Below are 18456 nucleotides of genomic sequence, written 5' to 3'. Positions count from 1 at the left end.
ACCAATGACTCACGGAAGCCCAGTAATTACAGCGATATAGTTATTTCAACGGCCCCGCAGTGGGGTTGAATGAAAAACCAAATCGAGGGTATGAGAATGAAAAAAGTATTAGCTCTGGTTGTTGCCGCTGCTATGGGTCTGTCTTCTGCTGCATTTGCTGCTGAAACAACTGCTACCACCGCGCCAACTGCTGCAACGACGAAAGCGGCCCCGGCGAAAACCACGCATCATAAAAAACAGCACAAAACTGCGACGCAAAAAGCGCCAGAACAGAAAGCTCAGGCTGCTAAAAAACACACCAAAAAAGCAGCAACTAAACCGGCTGTAGAACAAAAAGCGCCAGCACAGAAAGCTCAGGCGGCGAAAAAGCACACCAAAAAAGCAGCAACCAAACCTGCTGCAGAACAAAAAGCTCAGGCCGCTAAAAAACACACCAAAAAAACCGTAAAACACGACTCCGCGAAACCAGCCGCTCAGCCTGCTGCATAACACGCCTGTAGTCACTATGGCGCCCCCCACGCCGTAGCATACGGCGCTAAATCATCCAGATTTGGCGCCGCCTTTCGGAGGGTAAAATGGTGTCACATTACCGCTTTGAGTTCATTCTTACGGCCCTGATTATTTGTGCCCTCATCACCATGCATTTTTATCTTTCCTGAGTGTAGTTATCTGATTTTACTCCCACTTTCCCGCCGTCCCGTCTATAGTATTAACTGAGGGTTTGCTGTTAAAAATCATAATTCCCCACCAGAGTGTGATATGCATAAAACCATTGCTATGTTACTGGGTTCAATTTTTTTAACTCCTGTCGTTGCGCATGCGGAACAGCCAGCAACGTCCAGCGCTGAAGCAGAAAACATAAAAACGCTGTTTTTTGGACATGACGATCGCATTAAGGTGACTGACCCAACGCAATCACCATGGGACGCTATCGGACAACTGGAAACCGCCAGCGGTAATCTGTGTACCGCTACGCTCATTTCCCCCCATCTGGCTCTGACTGCCGGACACTGCTTACTTACGCCGCCAAAAGGAAAACCTGATAAGGCCGTAGCGTTACGCTTCGTGTCGAAAAAGGGTATCTGGCGTTATGAAATCCACGGAATTGAAGGCCGGGTTGATCCTTCGCTCGGCAAACGTTTAAAAGCCGATGGTGATGGCTGGATTGTGCCCCCCTCCGCCGCCCCATGGGATTTTGGTCTGGTGGTGTTGCGTTATCCACCTTCCGGTATCACGCCGCTGCCATTATTTGAAGGTGATAAAGCGGCGTTAACCGCGGCGCTGAAAACCGCGGATCGTCAAGTCACGCAGTCGGGCTATCCGGAAGATCATCTTGACGATTTGTACACACATCAGGATTGCGTGGTAACCGGCTGGGCGCAAAATACCGTTTTGTCACATCAGTGCGATACGCTCCCGGGCGACAGTGGGTCACCATTGATGCTGAAGACGGATTCCGGCTGGCAATTGATTGGCGTACAAAGCTCCGCTCCGGCGGCGAAAGATCGCTGGCGGGCAGATAACCGCGCGATTTCCGTGACCGGATTTCGCGACAAACTGGAAGCGCTCGCCAAGGGATAACACATGCTGCCCGCATTAACGGGCAGCACTTTTATCAGGCTAGTTTTATCATGATCATTCCGGCCAACAGCAATGCCACGCCGATCCAGCCTTTATTGTTCAGACGCTGACCAAACAGCACCCAGCCTGCGGCTAACGTCGCGGCAATCCCGAATCCGCCCCATAAGGCATAGGCGACGGAGAGATCAATGCCTTTTACCGCCTGCGACAGCGCACTAAAAGCCGCTAAAACTGCAGCCAGCGAGAGCACACCATAAGCCTTGCGGCGAAAACCATCAGAAAACTTCAAAAAGACGTTAGCCACGATTTCCAGAACGATGGCCATGCCAAGCCACGCGCCGTGTACCCATTCAAACTGCTGCATGGGTCACCTCTCTGCCCGCTTTTGCAGGTTTTCGTGTACCGGATTTAATCAGCACAATACCTACCACCAGCGAGACCAGACCAGCCACCTTCATCGTGGACAAGGTTTCGTCAAATAGCAGCACGCTAAACAGCGTAATAAATAAAATACCGATACCTTCCCATAAGGCATAAGCTACGCCGAGGGCAATTTTTTTAACGGCAAAACTGAGAAAAATATACGATAAGGCGATCATTACCAGCATTAAAATAAAGCCCGCATTACCATGGCCCACGCTCGCCCATTTCATTGACAGCGTACCGGTAATTTCAGCCGCGATGGCCAGACCTAATAATATCCAGTAAAACATGATGCTTCTCCTGCTTGAGAATATAGTCCTTTGGGCCTACTGCATGCAGTAAACCAAAAAATAAAATCAGTTAGCTCAGCGCACAGCGCCAGCTCAGGCAGAAGAAGGGACTAAAGCGCGTTGCGCCAGTGTTGCTCACCCGCAAGCAGGAAAGTGGAAGAGGTACGAAGAAGTGTAGGTAAAAGCAAAAACATCCTGAACATATTGTCCATAATATTACAATTATCCGCAGTGTTGCTTCTCATCATCGCGGATGATAATTGTCCTCGGTAGTTAAACACAGATGATTTGTATCATAGGTTCATTACGAACTCAAAGCCTTTTCACTTCTTTACCAGCCCCGTTTGATTTTTGTTATAACGGCTCGAGGCAAATCACATTATTATTCAGATTCAAAAATTAAAAACGCAGGAATACACATGGCGAAACCGATCATCACGCTTAACGGGTTAAAAATAGTCATTATGCTGGGCATGCTGGTTATCATACTGAGCGGCATCCGCTTTGCCGCAGATATCATCGTGCCCTTTATTCTGGCATTATTTATTGCCGTTGTGCTGAACCCTGTGGTGCAACGCATGGTGAAACTTCGCATACCGCGCGTATTCGCAGTGTCATTGCTGATCGTCATTATTGTGATGCTAATGGTGCTGCTATTAGCCTACTTAGGTACATCCTTAAATGAGCTTGCGCGGACGCTACCGCAATACCGTTCTTCACTGGTTATCCCGCTGAAAAATCTCGAGCCGTGGCTACAGCGCGCAGGGATCGGCGTTTCCGTGGATGAGCTCGTCAAATACATTGATCCGAACGCGGCCATGACGCTGGTCACTAATTTACTGACGCAGCTGTCTAATGCCATGTCATCGATATTTTTACTGCTGCTGACGGTGGTTTTTATGCTGCTGGAAGTCCCGCAACTGCCCAACAAACTGAAACAAATGATGAGCCGGCCTATTGAGGGAATGGCAGCGATTCAACGCGCCATCGACAGCGTATCGCACTATCTGGTACTAAAAACGGCAATCAGCATTGTGACCGGACTGGTCGCCTGGGGCATGCTCGCCGCCCTCGACGTGCGCTTTGCCTTTGTCTGGGGATTGCTGGCCTTTGCCCTCAACTATATTCCTAATATCGGTTCCGTGCTGGCAGCCATCCCCCCTATTGCTCAGGTGCTGGTATTTAACGGTCTTTACGACGCCCTGGTGGTGCTGGCGGGTTATCTGATCATTAACCTGGTGTTCGGGAATATCCTCGAACCGCGGATTATGGGACGTGGGCTTGGACTGTCCACGCTGGTGGTGTTTCTGTCGTTGATCTTCTGGGGCTGGTTGCTGGGTCCTGTGGGGATGCTGCTTTCTGTCCCGCTGACCATCATCGTCAAAATTGCGCTTGAGCAAACCAACGGCGGGCAAAGCATTGCCGTTCTGCTTAGCGATCTCAACAAAGCGTAAATTGTCGCCCCGCCTGCGCGGGGCTTTCGTTTATCGTTTAGCACGTAGCGCCAGGGTGGCACTCAACAACGTAAATAACGCAATTATCCACGCCATGGTCCATGGCGTGCCGTCACTGAACGCGGCCAGCAGTAATGATGAGATAATGCCGCTACCGTATTGTAATGCGCCAATCAGCGCGGAGGCTGAACCAGCGATGTTCGGTACCGCATCCAGCGCTGCGGCCGTTGAGGTGGCCGCAATAATGCCGTTCATTGAGAACAACAGGAATATGGTAATGATAATGGCCACAATTCCCCCGCACTCCAGCTTAACCAACAGGGCAAGCGCAACCGCAGCCAGCGCCGCCAGCATCGTCGCATATTTCAGCAGTTGCTCCAGGGGATGCCGTTGCACCAGCCTACGGTTTACCACGCTCATCGCCATGACGCCGACAATATTTAGCGCAAACAGCCAGCCATAATGCTGAGGATCAACATGGTAATAGCTAATATAAACAAATGGCGATCCGGTAATAAACGCATACGCGCCGACGTAATAAAACGTCAGGCTCAGGGTGTAGCGCATAAAACGCCCATTAGATAACAGGGAACGGTAATTACGAAATGCGCCCGTCAGAGAAGCTTTTACCCGTTTTGCTTCAGGCAGTGTTTCTGGTAGCCAACATAAAGAGACACACATTAGCGCGCCAATCAGCACCAGCAGCCAAAAAACTGCGTGCCAGGTGCTCAGGCGAATAATTTGCCCGCCAATCAATGGCCCAGCTATCGGCGCAATCGCCATTATCAGCACCAGCGTCGAGAGCATTTGCGCCGCACGGGTACGCGCAAAGAGATCGCGGATCATTGCCCGGGCCAGCATAGGCCCAGTACAGGCGCCAAGGGCCTGAAATACCCGCCAGAAAACAATCTGCGTGATGCTTGTAGACATCGCACATCCTGCAGACCCGATGATAAAAAGCACCATGCCAATAAACAGCGGTTTACGCCTGCCCAGATGATCGCTAATCGGTCCCCAAATCAGCTGTGCGATAGTAAAACCTACAAAAAATCCGGTGATCGTAAGTTCTACATTGCCATGTAAATCCGTGGCCATTGTCGGCATTGCCGGAAGATAAATATCGGTAGAAAGTGAGGTAAAGGCCATCAGGCCACTGAGGATCAGAATAAAACTAAGGCCGGTGTGGCTTGCTGTAGCCACCGGCGATGCCTGTTCATTTTTACGCATAGCGCTCTGTCATGTTGAAGAAACAGACCGCAGTATATATGCGACGTATTGCGGTGATTAGAGGGCTAAAACGGCATAAGTTTATGAACCATAATCATGAATAATGGCAACGTTAGCGGCAGATATTGTGATTCAACGCCAGTATTTGCTATCCAGAAATGAATTTAACTCATAGGTCCATGCGGGATTCACAGACTAATAGTACCAACAGAAAATTGCTAATCTGCGGTCAATACAAAGATGAATGCTCAGGAGAATCCCATGAATACAAAAGTACTAAATAACGGTGTTGAGATGCCCTTGCTTGGTTTTGGCGTTTATCAAATGACCGATGCCGCCGAATGCGAGCAAGCCGTACGGGATGCCATTGATTCAGGTTATCGCCTGATTGATACCGCTGCCTCATATCTGAATGAAGCTCAAGTAGGGAACGCACTCAAGCAAAGCAGTGTGCCACGTAATGAGCTTTTCGTGACCACCAAGTTGTGGTTACAAGATGCAAGCTATTCCGGCGCAAAGGCGCAATTTACTCGGTCCCTGCACCGCCTTCAGCTTGATTATATTGATCTTTATTTAATCCATCAGCCCTATGGAGATGTACATGGTGCCTGGCGCGCTATGGAGGAATTATATGAGGAAGGAAAAATCCGTGCGATTGGCGTGAGTAATTTTCATCCGGATCGACTGGCTGATTTAATGGCCTTCAATCGCGTGATTCCTGCCGTAAACCAGATTGAGGTAAACCCATTCCATCAACAGCCACATGCGGTTGCCTGGATGCAGAGCAGAAACATTCAACCACAAGCCTGGGCACCGTTCGCCGAGGGGCGTAATGACCTGTTTCAGAACCCGGTTTTAGCGGCTATTGGGGAAAAATACGGCAAAAGCATTGGTCAGATCGTGCTGCGCTGGATTTATCAGCGCGGAATTATTTCACTGGCGAAAACCGTGCGTAAAACGCGTATGACCGAAAATATTCAGGTGCTGGATTTTAGCTTAACCCCGGAAGAAATGACGCAAATTGCCGCCATGGACAGCGGAAGCAGCGCGTTTTTCTCGCATCGAGATCCGGCTCGAGTGGAATGGATCACCCAGCGGAAGCTGGACGTTTAAAAAAACGGCCTCCGCAGAGGCCGTCTTACTTTTGGCTAACGATTACAGCGCCTTCAGAATCGCATCCACGCTGGCCTTGGCATCGCCAAACAGCATATGGGTGTTTTCTTTAAAGAACAGCGGGTTTTGTACGCCAGCATAGCCGGTGTTCATTGAACGTTTAAACACGATAACGTTCTGCGCTTTCCACACTTCCAGCACTGGCATACCGGCGATCGGGCTGCGTGGGTCATCCTGCGCCGCCGGGTTTACCGTATCGTTGGCGCCAATAACCAGTACGGTGTCGGTGTCGGCGAAATCATCATTGATTTCATCCATTTCCAGCACGATGTCATATGGCACTTTGGCTTCCGCCAGCAGCACGTTCATATGACCCGGCAAACGCCCTGCTACCGGGTGGATCCCGAAACGCACTTTGATGCCGCGGGCACGCAGCTTCTCAGTGATTTCCGCCACCGGATATTGCGCCTGAGCCACCGCCATACCGTAGCCCGGAGTGATGATCACGGAGTGCGAGTTCTTCAGCATTTCTGCTGTGTCTTCTGCATTAATCTCCCGGTGTTCACCCACTTCTTCATCAGAACCCGTAGATGAGCCATCAGAACCGAAGCCGCCCGCAATAACGCTGATGAACGAACGGTTCATTGCCTTACACATAATGTAAGACAGGATCGCACCGCTCGAACCTACCAGCGCACCGGTAACGATCAGCAGATCGTTGCTGAGCATAAAGCCTGCCGCTGCCGCCGCCCAACCTGAATAGGAGTTGAGCATTGAAACGACTACCGGCATGTCTGCCCCACCGATGGACGCCACCAGATGCCAGCCAAAGGCCAGCGCGATGATGGTCATCACCAGCAGCGCCAGAACCTGCAGGCCAACGCTTTCAGTACGAACAAACACCACCAACAGCAAGAAGGAAACGACCAGCGCCGCGAGATTCATCTTGTGACGATTTGGCAGCATTAGCGGTTTAGAGGAGATCTTGCCGCGCAGTTTGCCAAAGGCCACCACGGAACCGGTAAAGGTCACCGCACCGATGAAGATACCGAGGAACACTTCCGTCAGGTGAATGTTCACCAGAATCGGTTCCAGGCCCGTATCGTGATACAGGTAGCTGTTAAAGCCCACCAGTACCGCCGCCAGACCAACGAAGCTGTGCAGAATCGCCACCAACTCCGGCATCTCGGTCATCTCGACTTTTTTCGCCAGGCGGATACCAATCGCGCCGCCGATGATCATCGCCACCAGGATCCAGGCAACATTACCGGTATCCGGGCCAAAAATCGTCGCAATCAGCGCAATCGCCATCCCGGCGATACCGTAGTTGTTACCCTGCTGCGAGGTTTCGTGTTTGGAAAGTCCCGCCAGGCTGAAAATAAACAGGATCGCGGCAACAATGTATGCAGCTGTAACTAATCCTCCAGACATATGTTACCCCTTAGTTTTTCCGGAACATTTTCAGCATGCGCTGAGTCACGGTGAAGCCACCGAAAATATTAATGCTGGCAATAAGCACCGCGATAAAGCTCAGGAAACTCACCCAGCCACCCTGGCCAATTTGTAACAACGCACCGACAACGATGATCCCGGAGATGGCGTTGGTCACGGACATCAGCGGAGTATGCAACGCGTGCGACACATTCCAGACCACGTAGTAACCCACCACGCAGGAAAGCGCGAACACCGTAAAGTGACCGAGGAACTCTTTCGGGGCGACGTCGGCAAGCCAGCCAAACAAAATGACTACCAGCGCCATCAGCGCATATTTACGCCATGGTGAAACAGGTTTTTTCTCTTCTTTCGGCGCTGGAGCCGCTTTTGGCGCAGCCTGCGGCTGAGCTGAAACCTGAATCGGTGGCGCAGGCCAGGTAATTTCACCCTCGCGAACCACCGTCACGCCACGCACCACCACATCGTCAAAATCAACGGTAATGTTGCCGTCTTTCTCTTTGCACAACAGTTTGAGCAGGTTGACGAGGTTGGTACCGTACAACTGGGAAGACTGCGTCGGCAGACGACCTGGCAAATCGGTATAACCGATAACCTTCACACCGTTCGCGGTGGTGGTCACCTGGTTTGGCACGGTATATTCGCAGTTACCGCCATTTTGCGCGGCGAGATCGACAATTACACTCCCCGCTTTCATCGAATCAACCATTTCGCGGGTGATCAGTTTCGGCGCTGGTTTGCCCGGGATCAATGCCGTTGTAACGATAATGTCGACATCTTTTGCCTGAGCGGCGAAAAGCGCCATCTCGGCTTTGATGAATGCTTCGGACATCACCTTAGCGTAGCCGTCGCCGCTGCCCGCCTCTTCTTTAAAGTCCAGTTCGAGAAATTCAGCGCCCATACTCTGAACTTGTTCTTTCACTTCCGGACGGGTATCAAACGCGCGGACGATAGCGCCCAGGCTGTTTGCCGCCCCGATCGCTGCCAGCCCCGCCACACCAGCACCAATCACCATGACCTTGGCAGGTGGAACCTTGCCCGCGGCGGTGATCTGTCCGGTAAAGAAACGGCCAAATTCATGTGCGGCTTCAACAATGGCGCGATAGCCGGCGATATTCGCCATCGAGCTTAAGGCATCAAGCGACTGCGCACGCGAAATACGCGGCACGGAGTCCATCGCCATCACCGTCACATTCCGCTCTGCAAGCTTTTGCAGCAGCTCCGGGTTTTGCGCGGGCCAAAGAAAACTCACCAACGTCGTGCCCGGATTCAGCAACGGAATTTCCGCCTCTTCCGGCGCATTGACCTTCAGAATAATCTCTGACTGCCAGACAGCATTCCCGTCCACAATTTCTGCGCCTGCCTGCACAAACGCGTTATCGTCAAAACTCGCCAGTTGACCTGCGCCGCTTTCAACCGCGACGCTAAAACCCAGCTTCAGCAGCTGCTCAACCGTTTTCGGCGTAGCTGCGACACGGGTTTCATTGGTTAACCGTTCTTTTGGTATGCCAATTCGCATAATGTTCCCTTCCATCTGTATTTATGATGATGGTTTATCAATGTTCGCACGAGGCATGCGCGCACTCTCGAAAGAGGTCAGTGTTACCTCAATAAAATAAAACAGTAACAAACTCTGTATAACCTACTGAAAATGGAGCCTGTGATCTAGCGCCAAAAAACAGTATTTATTATGAAATTCGCAAAACAGGGATGAATTCGCCCGCAGACAGGGATAATGCCCTTTAAATAGCCCGCAATGACTGATAATTCGCTCAAGCGAAGCGGCAAAACATGATTAAGCACCACCACAGAACAATTGGTTAACATTAAATTAACTTATGAAATTCAACTGTTTTATCAGTTTTAGCCTCCAAACGCCGAATTTTTGGACATATCACAAAATGTTATCGACACTGTTACACCCTGTGGCACGATGAGTGAAAAATGACGCAGACACTGACACAATTTAAATGCAATAATCAGCGACGTTTCTAGTCAATAACAATACCAGTACCTGGTTTGCGCAAGGCGAAGGATTATTTTTATGAAGCTTAAGAACACTCTCCTGGCGTCCGCACTTATTTCTGCGACTGCTTTTTCTGTAAATGCAGCGACAGAATTGACGCCGGAGCAAGCTGCTGCCCTGAAACCCTATGACCGCATTGTGGTTACCGGTCGTTTTAATGCGATCGGCGACGCGGTGAATGCCGTATCACGTCGTGCAGATAAAGACGGTGCAGCCTCTTTTTATGTTGTTGATACCTCAGATTTTGGCAGTGGCGGTAACTGGCGCGTTGTAGCCGACATCTATAAAGCCGACGCTGAAAAAGCGGAAGCATCCAAAAACCGTATCATTAACGGTGTGATAGAGTTACCTAAAGATCAGGCCGTTCTGATAGAACCTTACGATACCGTTACGGTACAGGGCTTCTACCGCAGCCAACCTGAAGTGAATGATGCCATCACCAAAGCGGCAAAAGAGAAAGGGGCTTACTCCTTCTATATCGTTCGCCAGGTCGATGCCAACCAGGGTGGTAACCAGCGTATTACCGCATTCATCTATAAAGCGGATGCGAAAAAACGCGTAGTACAAAGCCCTGATGCAATTCCGGCTGATTCTGATGCCGGTCGCGCCGCGTTAGCTGCAGGCGGTGAAGCTGCTAAGAAAGTTGAGATCCCGGGCGTTGCGACTACCGCATCTCCGAGTGCTGAAGTTGGTCGCTTCTTCGAAACGCAATCCACCAAAGGTGGACGTTACACCGTCACGCTGCCGGATGGAACGAAAGTTGAAGAGCTGAACAAAGCGACTGCTGCAATGATGGTTCCGTTCGACAGCATCAAGTTCACCGGTAACTACGGTAATATGACCGAAGTCTCTTATCAGGTTGCCAAGCGCGCAGCGAAGAAAGGCGCGAAGTATTATCACATTACTCGCCAGTGGTCAGAACGTGGTAACAACATGACCATTAGCGCTGACCTGTATAAGTAATATCCTATGCTCTATCAGGTCTACAGCTCTTGTAGACCTGATAATTTTTCCTCGTTAAATCCTCAGCCCGAACAAAAACACGAATATTAAGACAACTTTTCACACTATTAGTCACAAATCTCTCTATCCCCATTGCATGCGTTCTCTTCTCTCCGTAAAATCCCGCGCCTTAGTGGCTTTCACCATTTTTATGCGGTTTGCCAAAATAATTATTCTCTCACTCTCGTTTTAGTAACTGGATACAAATGGAAAAGAAATTGGGTCTGAGCGCACTGACCGCGCTGGTTCTAAGCTCAATGCTCGGCGCTGGTGTTTTCAGCCTGCCACAAAATATGGCGGCGGTTGCCAGCCCAGCTGCATTACTGATTGGTTGGGCGATTACCGGTGCGGGTATTCTGCTGCTCGCCTTTGCCATGCTGCTCCTGACGCGTATCCGACCTGATCTGGACGGTGGAATTTTTACCTACGCGCGCGAAGGTTTCGGGGAACTGATTGGCTTCTGCTCTGCATGGGGATACTGGCTGTGCGCCGTTATCGCTAACGTTTCGTATCTGGTTATCGTCTTCTCTGCGCTCAGCTTCTTTACCGACACGCCGGAATTACGCCTTTTTGGCGATGGTAATACCTGGCAGGCTATCGTTGGCGCATCAACGCTGCTGTGGATAGTCCATTTTCTGGTGCTGCGTGGGGTGCAAACCGCAGCCAGCATTAATCTGGTTGCGACCCTGGCCAAATTGCTGCCGCTTGGCCTGTTTATCGTGCTGGCGTTCATGCTATTTAAACTCGATACCTTCAGTCTGGATTTTACCGGCGTCGCGTTAGGCGTCCCCGTCTGGGAGCAGGTCAAAAACACTATGCTCATTACCCTGTGGGTATTCATCGGTGTGGAAGGCGCAGTGGTGGTTTCCGCCCGCGCGCGAAACAAACGCGATGTCGGACGCGCCACGCTGCTGGCGGTGCTTGCTGCGCTGGGCGTTTATCTGTTGGTCACCCTGCTGTCGCTGGGTGTTGTCGCGCGTCCAGAACTGGCAGAAATCCGCAACCCATCAATGGCCGGTCTGATGGTTAAAATGATGGGACCATGGGGCGAAATTATTATCGCCGCAGGCCTGATTGTCTCCGTTTGCGGTGCCTATTTAAGCTGGACGATTATGGCGGCGGAAGTGCCGTTCCTCGCCTCTACCCACAAAGCGTTTCCACGGATCTTCGCGCGTCAGAATGCGCAGGGTGCGCCATCCGCGTCGCTGTGGCTGACCAACATCTGCGTCCAAATCTGTCTGGTGCTGATCTGGCTCACAGGTTCCGACTACAATACGTTACTGACCATTGCCTCAGAGATGATTCTGGTGCCCTATTTGCTGGTCGGCGCATTTTTGCTGAAAATAGCGACCCGTCCGTTGCATAAAGCAGTTGGTGTCGGTGCGAGCATTTATGGCATATGGTTATTGTATGCGTCAGGTCCGATGCACTTGCTACTGTCTGTGGTGCTGTACGCGCCAGGACTACTGGTTTTCCTTTATGCCCGTAAAACACACGCGCATGAAAATGTATTAAAACGCCAGGAGATGGCACTGATCGGCCTGCTGCTTATTGCTGCAGTTCCGGCGACCTGGATGTTGGTGGGGTAACGCTATCCCCATCGTTTGCGAAACCTGGAGATTACGATGGGTAAAAAGCCCCCTTTGCCGATTCTTATCACTGGAGGAGGTCGTCGCATCGGCCTCGCCGTCGCATGGCATTTTCTCAATCAAAAACAGCCAGTTATTGTCAGTTACCGGACTCATTACCCGGCCATTGATGGCTTGTGCGAAGCTGGCGCGTTGTGTATCCAGGCTGACTTTTCTACCGATAAAGGCGTGTTAGCCTTTGCCGATGAGGTTAAAAGACAGACGAACGGTTTGCGCGCCATTGTGCATAATGCCAGTGCCTGGGTGGCAGAAAAGCCGGGCACGCCGCTAACCGAAGTGCTGTCGGCCATGATGCAAATTCATGTCAATACGCCCTACTTACTCAACCACGCCCTGGAAGAGTTGTTACGCGGTCACGGACATGCAGCCAGCGATATTATCCATTTTACGGATTATGTTGTAGAGCGTGGCAGCGACAAGCACATTGCTTATGCTGCCAGTAAAGCGGCGCTTGACAATATGACTCGCTCATTCGCCCGCAAACTGGCACCAGAAGTCAAAGTGAATTCAATTGCCCCCTCGCTGATCCTATTCAACGAGAGTGACAATGCTGAATATCGCCAGCAGGCTCTGAATAAATCATTGATGAAAACGGCGCCCGGTGAAAAAGAAGTCATTGATTTAATTGACTATCTATTGACCAGTTGCTTTGTCACAGGACGTAGTTTTGCCCTTGATGGCGGGCGTCATCTGCGTTAATGCAGTTTTATCCAACAAAAAATCAGCAACCACGCGCTCAGGCTCCAGCACACCACTGACCCGCCGAGCGCGACGGGTAAGCGCATAAATCCAGTGAAATACCACAGCGAAACGAGGTAGACAAAATAGGGAATAATTGACCACATGCTGAATACAATGGTGGTACGCAACGCCTCGATCCCACGTTCACTGGCCACGATATAATGGGCAATTAACGCGAATGTCGGGAACAGCGGGATTAATCCAGCAATATAGTAATTCTTTGTTTTAGCGAGCAAACCAATCAATACGACCACCAGCGCACCCAGCGCCGCTTTGATAACGAGTCCCATCACCCTGCCTTAACACATCAATAACATCAGCCCCTAGCATAACGGAAGCGTTCTTGTTTAGAAAAGATTAATGGAAGGAAAAACGAGGGCGGTGTATGTTGGCGTTTTATATTCAAAATGAATGATATGAACACCATCGTATTTGTTGAAGATGATCCCGAAGTTGGCTCGCTGATTGCCGCCTATCTGGCCCGGCATGACATTGAGGTTATCCTTGAACCTCGTGGTGATTTGGCTGAGGAGAAAATCCTGCAAGTTCAACCCGATCTGGTGTTGTTAGATATCATGCTGCCGGGCAAAGACGGGATGACAATCTGCCGCGATTTACGTGGACGCTGGCAGGGTCCGATTGTCCTGCTGACCTCTCTGGACAGCGACATGAACCATATCCTGGCGCTGGAAATGGGTGCCTGCGACTACATCCTTAAAACAACGCCTCCGGCCGTGCTGCTTGCACGGCTACGCCTGCATTTGCGTCAGAGCGAACATTCAGCCCAGTCTAAAGGTATTCAGGCAGCGACCATCACACCGCATACCACGCTACGCTTTGGTACACTCACTATCGACCCAACCAACCGCTCCGTGCTACTCGGCGGCAAGCAAGTCTCTCTTTCCACCGCCGATTTTGAATTATTGTGGGAGCTGGCAACCCATGCCGGGCAGATTATGGACCGCGATGCGTTGCTGAAGAACCTGCGCGGTGTAAGCTATGACGGTATGGATCGCAGCGTCGATGTGGCGATTTCCCGGTTACGTAAAAAACTGCTCGATAACGCCATAGAGCCCTATCGAATCAAAACGGTACGCAACAAAGGTTACCTGTTCGCACCGCACGCCTGGGACGATGAATCTGACAAGTAAACCCATCGGGCCGTATCTCGCTTATTATACGGCCCTATAAACGTGACAGTGTCACAATAATTTATTAATCGGTTTTAGCTTGTATCTCAACTGAACGTCAGTCCGTCGTATTTTTTCCAACGGTAATTCACTGCGGAAATAATCCAGCAGCCGATGAAGACGCCAATAATCACGAAGCCGACATTCCCCATGTGGTCGCTCAAATTGCTGACGGTGTCCCACAATCCCCCCTGGAGTGAAAAGGCATCAGACAGCAGTCCGAGCGCCTCCAGTCCACCGATAAATAGCGCAACAATCACCGAGGTGCCGGTGATTGTCATATTGTAATAAAGCTTGCGCTGGGGCTTATTAAACGCCCATCCGTAGGCCTCAACCATCAGGATGCTATCAAGGCAATCAATCAGCGCCATGCCGCAGGTAAACAGCGCCGGGAAAACTAATATTGACCAGACCGACATGCCACTGGACGCGCTTGAGGCAGAAATACCCAGCAGAGAAATTTCAGTGGCAGTATCAAAACCCAGGCCAAACAAAAAACCGACAAAATACATATGCCAGTCTTTACCTACCAGGCGGAAAGCGGAGCGGAAAAGCCAGTTCAGCGGGCCTGAAACCGTCATATCTTCCGCATTGCCAGCGTAAGTACCGGTACGTTTAAGATGGCGAAAAGCCTTCCAGATATGGCAGAAAATAATGAGATTAATGGTAGCCAGAATCAGCAGAAATGCGGCAGAGACCGTGGTACCGATAAGACCGCCGACATTCTGAAACCATGCCATATGCTGCTTAAATACGCTGGTGGTCAGCGCAATACCAATGCTTGCCAGCACCACAATGGTAGAGTGACCAAGTGAAAACCAGGCTCCCGTCGTAAGGGCGCGTTTTTTCTGTTGCATGAGTTTACGCGTCGCACTGTCTATCGCGGCAATATGGTCGGCATCTACGGCATGGCGCAAACCATAGCACCACGCGATTAGACTCAGCGCCAGTAACGACGTGTTGTTGCTAAACGCGGTGAAAGCCCACAGCCACGCCACAATGTTTGCCCCGATGAGTAAAACCATCAACGAAATAATGTTTGGGCGTTTTTTTAATATTGAAAACAATGTGTTCATTGTTTCCAGCCTGTCAAATTTGCGCTAAACAACACACCACACCGCCGTTCACTGATTGATTAATAAAACGTTTACCAGGCTAATGATAACTCTTAAGAATTACCAACCCAGTGTCGTAGATCAAAGTTGATTACCACCTGATGCGAGTTCCTCCATCGCTAACTCCGCGATGCGCAGGGGTATAGCCGCGCAGTCCCCCTCTTGCAGAAACCAGGCGGACGATAATCCACACCAGGCAATAATCCACATTAACAGACGTTGCCGTTCAATCCCGGCAGCTTCTGATACGATATTCACGCGTTGCAGGAATCTTTCTGGCTCAATACCGACAGGCCGGGTCGGATCGGCAAGATCCGGATTGGTAAAAATATTGGCGTAATCAAACCCACGCTCGCCTACCAGCCCTTTCGGATCGATTGCCAGCCATCCTTTAATTTCGAAATCAAGAATATTGCCGTGGTGTAAGTCGCCGTGCAATACGACTTCATTCTGGGGAGATGAGAGCAGTACGTTTGCCACCTCAGCGCAACGTGTCATGATGCCGCCATGTTTTTTCGCTGCAGGAGCGAGATCGCGAAACCAATGATGCAGCGGGGTTAAAGCAGGCGTTAACGCATTCCACGGTAGATGGAGCCGACTGGCCGCATGGCAAATAATGCGACAGGCCTGCGCATCGTTGCCAGACCACGCCATTTCAGCTAAAGAACGCCTCCCTGTCGCACGGTCTAACAGAATCGCCCCATCATCATAGGCCAGTACCTTTGCTGCGCCATTACCATTCCACCAGACCATGAGTGCGCAGCCGTTGCGTTCACTGTCATCGTCGGTAAGCTTGAGCATCGCTTTCTGCCCATCCTTGACCACCACAGGCAAAAGCTGCGATGTGTGCGTTTCAAATGCCTCACCATCAGGAATGAGTCCCCAGCGGCTAAGCCAGGCGTTGAACAGACGATTTTTCAAACAATACCCTCATTTTTGCGCCGGAAGATGACAACCGACGTGGACTGTGTAGCCATTATTCCTGCTTTCACCTGATTGAGCCACCGCGTGCCGATTTCATCCTCTCTTGCTTATAGACCAGAGCACTAACGGGCACCTTCTTATGTCTCTGTGTGCCATGCTGATTGTGGTTGTTAAATGAGGAAGACGCGATGATCGTTTTATGCAAAGCCTGCGGGACATCCTATGAGAAAACGAATTCTCATCCACAACATTGCGCTATTTGTAATGATGAACGCCAGTATGTCCCCGCGACAGGGCAGAAATGGATCGATTTTGCCGCCCTTTGCGCTTCACACACAAATAAGTGGCAACAACACAACAGCGATCTTCTCAGCATCCACACCGTTCCTGATTTTGCGATTAATCAGCGCGCGTTTATCCTGCTCACTCCCGAGGGCAATATTTTGTGGGACTGTATTGCCACACTCGATGACGCCACGAAAATGTTCATAACCTCTTTGGGCGGGCTTAAGGCTATTGCGATATCACACCCTCACTACTACACCACTATGCAGGACTGGGCTGCAGAATTTAATGCCCCAATTTACCTCCATGCCAGTGATAGCGAGTGGGTAATGCGCGACAGCCCGTGGATTAAATTTTGGCAAGGCGACACCCTTGAACTGGCCCGAAACGTCAGTGTTATACGACTTGGGGGACATTTTTCCGGCGGCTGTGTTCTGCACTGGGCACGAAATGAAGGCCTGGTGCTTTCCGGCGACATCGTTCAGGTCACACCAGGGGCGCACGCCGTCTCCTTTATGTGGAGTTACCCCAATATGCTGCCGCTGCCAGCCGCTACGGTCAGCGACATCACCCAGCGCCTGAGTATGGTGAAATTTAAACAACTCTACGGTGCATTTGAGGGAAAAGATATTACGGACAATGCCGATGAAATCGTACGCCGTTCAGGCGAAAAGTATATCTCCTGCCTTAGATAATCGGGCCGTTTACTCTCCCCCTCATTCAGGAAGATGAAAATGGATAGAACTGATAAACCGCCCCCATCAGCGAGAGACTGACTATCACACTGATAATAAAATAGGTTTTGAATGGTTGCTTTTGTGTTTTATGGCGGAAAATTTGTTGACCCGCTATCGCACCAACCCACCCGCCAACAACACCAAACATCAGCAATGTAGACTCAGGCACCCTGCGCCAGGCCTGACGCGCGGCCATTTTGTCCACGCCGTATAGCGCCATCGTTAGTATATTGGCAAGTATGAGCCACATAACCCAGGGATGTGCGGTGAAAATACAGCCTGTTGCTGCGAAAATGAGTAGCAAATAACAACAACGATTGAAATTCATATTTTTATATCACAACAATTTTGAGAGTATCAGTACGCATTATATTGCGTATTCGGTGATTTCCTTGTTCAGGCGCTCATTCTGCTGCTAGCGGATGGGTTTTACAATCACTTCACCGATAATAGCATTTGCAAAATACTGCTGCTGGCGTAACGGTCTGGATACCGCCCAACCAGTCGCGTTTCGCCATTTTGTCGTAACCATTGGCACAATTCAGACTGATATCGCAGATTGTGGGATCAAGTATTAGCCCCATCATTTATTCATTATTTTTTTAGCCTTAATCTACTGACTATTCACCATAAAGCCACCCCTACAATCCTTGCAGCGCCAATATCACGCATATATTCACAGGGGAAATATTAATAATGTTAATATTGAGTTAATTTCATGTTAAATATTATTGCTTAATTTCGTCCATGAGACCACCCTGTAATTGGGAGAACACTACAACATCTTGCTAACCTATTACCGGGGATGATGATGTCTCATCCTCCGGCCCTTTTATTACAGACTACGATTAGCAATCATCTTTCGGTTGAGGTACACCGCGACAGGCCCACATGCAAACCTCCTGCTTTTTGGTGTGGGCAATAGCCATGCAACGATGATCAACATCACCGCCATTCAGAAACTCAACCTGTGCATATATTGACGTACCGCCAGCAGAATTAATACACTCTCTGTCTTTCGTGGTCACACTGGTACCATCTGCGATAATGACGTGTTTTGATTTTCTCAATCAGAGTTTTATGCTGGTTCGCCGATTATAACCCTGCAAACTGGCGAGACCATGAGATCTAAAAACAGATCGTTTATGCTGAAATAGAATAGATCATCAGCATTTTTTAGAATTTTGTAAATCAAAATGGGTTGATGCAGCCTCTAAATGTAGAAAACTAATATGCAGGCCAAAATA

At 50.2% G+C, this 18456-nt stretch carries 18 protein-coding genes; 9 read left to right on the top strand and 9 right to left on the bottom strand.

What is annotated here, in order from left to right; genetic code table 11:
• Nucleotides 1–96 precede the first annotated feature (96 nt).
• The gene (gene asr / locus FHD02_RS03860) at nt 97–489 is read left to right on the top strand and encodes an acid resistance repetitive basic protein Asr (RefSeq protein ID WP_079224300.1); all 393 of its coding nucleotides are present in this window, start codon (nt 97–99) and stop codon (nt 487–489) included.
• Nucleotides 490–759: 270 nt separating this feature from the next.
• Nucleotides 760–1581 carry a serine protease gene (locus FHD02_RS03855; RefSeq protein ID WP_220393594.1) on the top strand — a complete coding sequence of 274 codons (822 nt, stop codon included), beginning with the start codon at nt 760–762 and terminating at the stop codon, nt 1579–1581.
• A 34-nt stretch (nt 1582–1615) separates the two neighbouring features.
• On the opposite strand, the gene mdtI is transcribed toward FHD02_RS03855, so the two are convergent.
• Both mdtI and mdtJ read right to left on the bottom strand, forming a co-directional pair.
• Entirely contained in the window at nt 1616–1945 is a 330-nt protein-coding gene (gene mdtI / locus FHD02_RS03850; protein ID WP_038640477.1) for a multidrug/spermidine efflux SMR transporter subunit MdtI, read from the bottom strand.
• Entirely contained in the window at nt 1932–2297 is a 366-nt protein-coding gene (mdtJ, locus tag FHD02_RS03845) for a multidrug/spermidine efflux SMR transporter subunit MdtJ (RefSeq protein WP_167371265.1), read from the bottom strand. The genes mdtI and mdtJ overlap by 14 nt, the downstream gene beginning before the upstream one ends.
• A 416-nt stretch (nt 2298–2713) precedes the next feature.
• Here mdtJ and FHD02_RS03840 point away from each other — a divergent pair, with 416 nt between their 5' ends.
• A complete protein-coding gene (locus tag FHD02_RS03840; RefSeq protein WP_220393593.1) occupies nt 2714–3748 on the top strand; it encodes an AI-2E family transporter in 1035 nt (344 codons plus the stop codon).
• Between the two features lie 30 nt (nt 3749–3778).
• On the opposite strand, the gene FHD02_RS03835 is transcribed toward FHD02_RS03840, so the two are convergent.
• Nucleotides 3779–4975 (bottom strand): multidrug effflux MFS transporter, encoded by a 1197-nt coding sequence (locus FHD02_RS03835; protein ID WP_220393592.1) that lies wholly within the window; start codon nt 4973–4975, stop codon nt 3779–3781.
• 261 nt (nt 4976–5236) lie between these two features.
• Between FHD02_RS03835 and FHD02_RS03830 the strand changes: the two genes are divergently transcribed.
• Nucleotides 5237–6088 (top strand): aldo/keto reductase, encoded by an 852-nt coding sequence (locus FHD02_RS03830; RefSeq protein ID WP_061381383.1) that lies wholly within the window; start codon nt 5237–5239, stop codon nt 6086–6088.
• Nucleotides 6089–6130: 42 nt separating this feature from the next.
• Here FHD02_RS03830 and pntB read toward each other — a convergent pair whose 3' ends face one another.
• A complete protein-coding gene (gene pntB, locus FHD02_RS03825) occupies nt 6131–7519 on the bottom strand; it encodes a Re/Si-specific NAD(P)(+) transhydrogenase subunit beta (RefSeq protein WP_038640472.1) in 1389 nt (462 codons plus the stop codon).
• Nucleotides 7520–7529: 10 nt separating this feature from the next.
• Nucleotides 7530–9059, bottom strand: a complete 1530-nt coding sequence (gene pntA, locus FHD02_RS03820; RefSeq protein WP_137370571.1) for a Re/Si-specific NAD(P)(+) transhydrogenase subunit alpha — start codon at nt 9057–9059, stop codon at nt 7530–7532.
• Between the two features lie 525 nt (nt 9060–9584).
• Between pntA and ydgH the strand changes: the two genes are divergently transcribed.
• From ydgH to folM, 3 genes are all read left to right on the top strand, one after another.
• Entirely contained in the window at nt 9585–10529 is a 945-nt protein-coding gene (gene ydgH, locus FHD02_RS03815; protein WP_220393591.1) for a DUF1471 family protein YdgH, read from the top strand.
• Between the two features lie 245 nt (nt 10530–10774).
• Complete coding sequence (locus FHD02_RS03810; protein ID WP_137370570.1) at nt 10775–12157, top strand: amino acid permease; 1383 nt, start codon at nt 10775–10777, stop codon at nt 12155–12157.
• 36 nt (nt 12158–12193) lie between these two features.
• Nucleotides 12194–12916 (top strand): dihydromonapterin reductase, encoded by a 723-nt coding sequence (folM, locus tag FHD02_RS03805; protein ID WP_137370569.1) that lies wholly within the window; start codon nt 12194–12196, stop codon nt 12914–12916.
• On the opposite strand, the gene FHD02_RS03800 is transcribed toward folM, so the two are convergent.
• Nucleotides 12913–13248, bottom strand: coding sequence for a GlpM family protein (locus tag FHD02_RS03800; protein WP_032939759.1), 336 nt, complete (start codon nt 13246–13248; stop codon nt 12913–12915). The two genes, folM and FHD02_RS03800, sit on opposite strands and share 4 nt — an antisense overlap.
• A 126-nt stretch (nt 13249–13374) precedes the next feature.
• Here FHD02_RS03800 and rstA point away from each other — a divergent pair, with 126 nt between their 5' ends.
• Nucleotides 13375–14109, top strand: coding sequence for a two-component system response regulator RstA (gene rstA, locus FHD02_RS03795; RefSeq protein WP_170975143.1), 735 nt, complete (start codon nt 13375–13377; stop codon nt 14107–14109).
• Between the two features lie 86 nt (nt 14110–14195).
• On the opposite strand, the gene FHD02_RS03790 is transcribed toward rstA, so the two are convergent.
• Nucleotides 14196–15224 carry a HoxN/HupN/NixA family nickel/cobalt transporter gene (locus FHD02_RS03790; RefSeq protein ID WP_137370567.1) on the bottom strand — a complete coding sequence of 343 codons (1029 nt, stop codon included), beginning with the start codon at nt 15222–15224 and terminating at the stop codon, nt 14196–14198.
• A gap of 120 nt (nt 15225–15344) precedes the next feature.
• The gene (locus FHD02_RS03785; RefSeq protein ID WP_137370566.1) at nt 15345–16184 is read right to left on the bottom strand and encodes an aminoglycoside phosphotransferase family protein; all 840 of its coding nucleotides are present in this window, start codon (nt 16182–16184) and stop codon (nt 15345–15347) included.
• Nucleotides 16185–16375: 191 nt separating this feature from the next.
• On the opposite strand from FHD02_RS03785, the gene FHD02_RS03780 reads away from it, so the two are divergent.
• Nucleotides 16376–17167, top strand: coding sequence for an MBL fold metallo-hydrolase (locus FHD02_RS03780; RefSeq protein WP_220393590.1), 792 nt, complete (start codon nt 16376–16378; stop codon nt 17165–17167).
• A 25-nt stretch (nt 17168–17192) separates the two neighbouring features.
• Here the strand turns inward: FHD02_RS03780 and FHD02_RS03775 are convergent, their stop codons facing one another.
• A complete protein-coding gene (locus tag FHD02_RS03775; RefSeq protein ID WP_137365550.1) occupies nt 17193–17537 on the bottom strand; it encodes a DUF1294 domain-containing protein in 345 nt (114 codons plus the stop codon).
• Nucleotides 17538–18456: the final 919 nt, after the last annotated feature.

It is taken from the genome of Citrobacter sp. EC_71 (assembly GCF_019584005.1).
In the GTDB taxonomy this organism is placed as follows: domain Bacteria; phylum Pseudomonadota; class Gammaproteobacteria; order Enterobacterales; family Enterobacteriaceae; genus Citrobacter; species Citrobacter werkmanii.
This window is presented reverse-complemented; position numbering and strand designations above follow the sequence as displayed.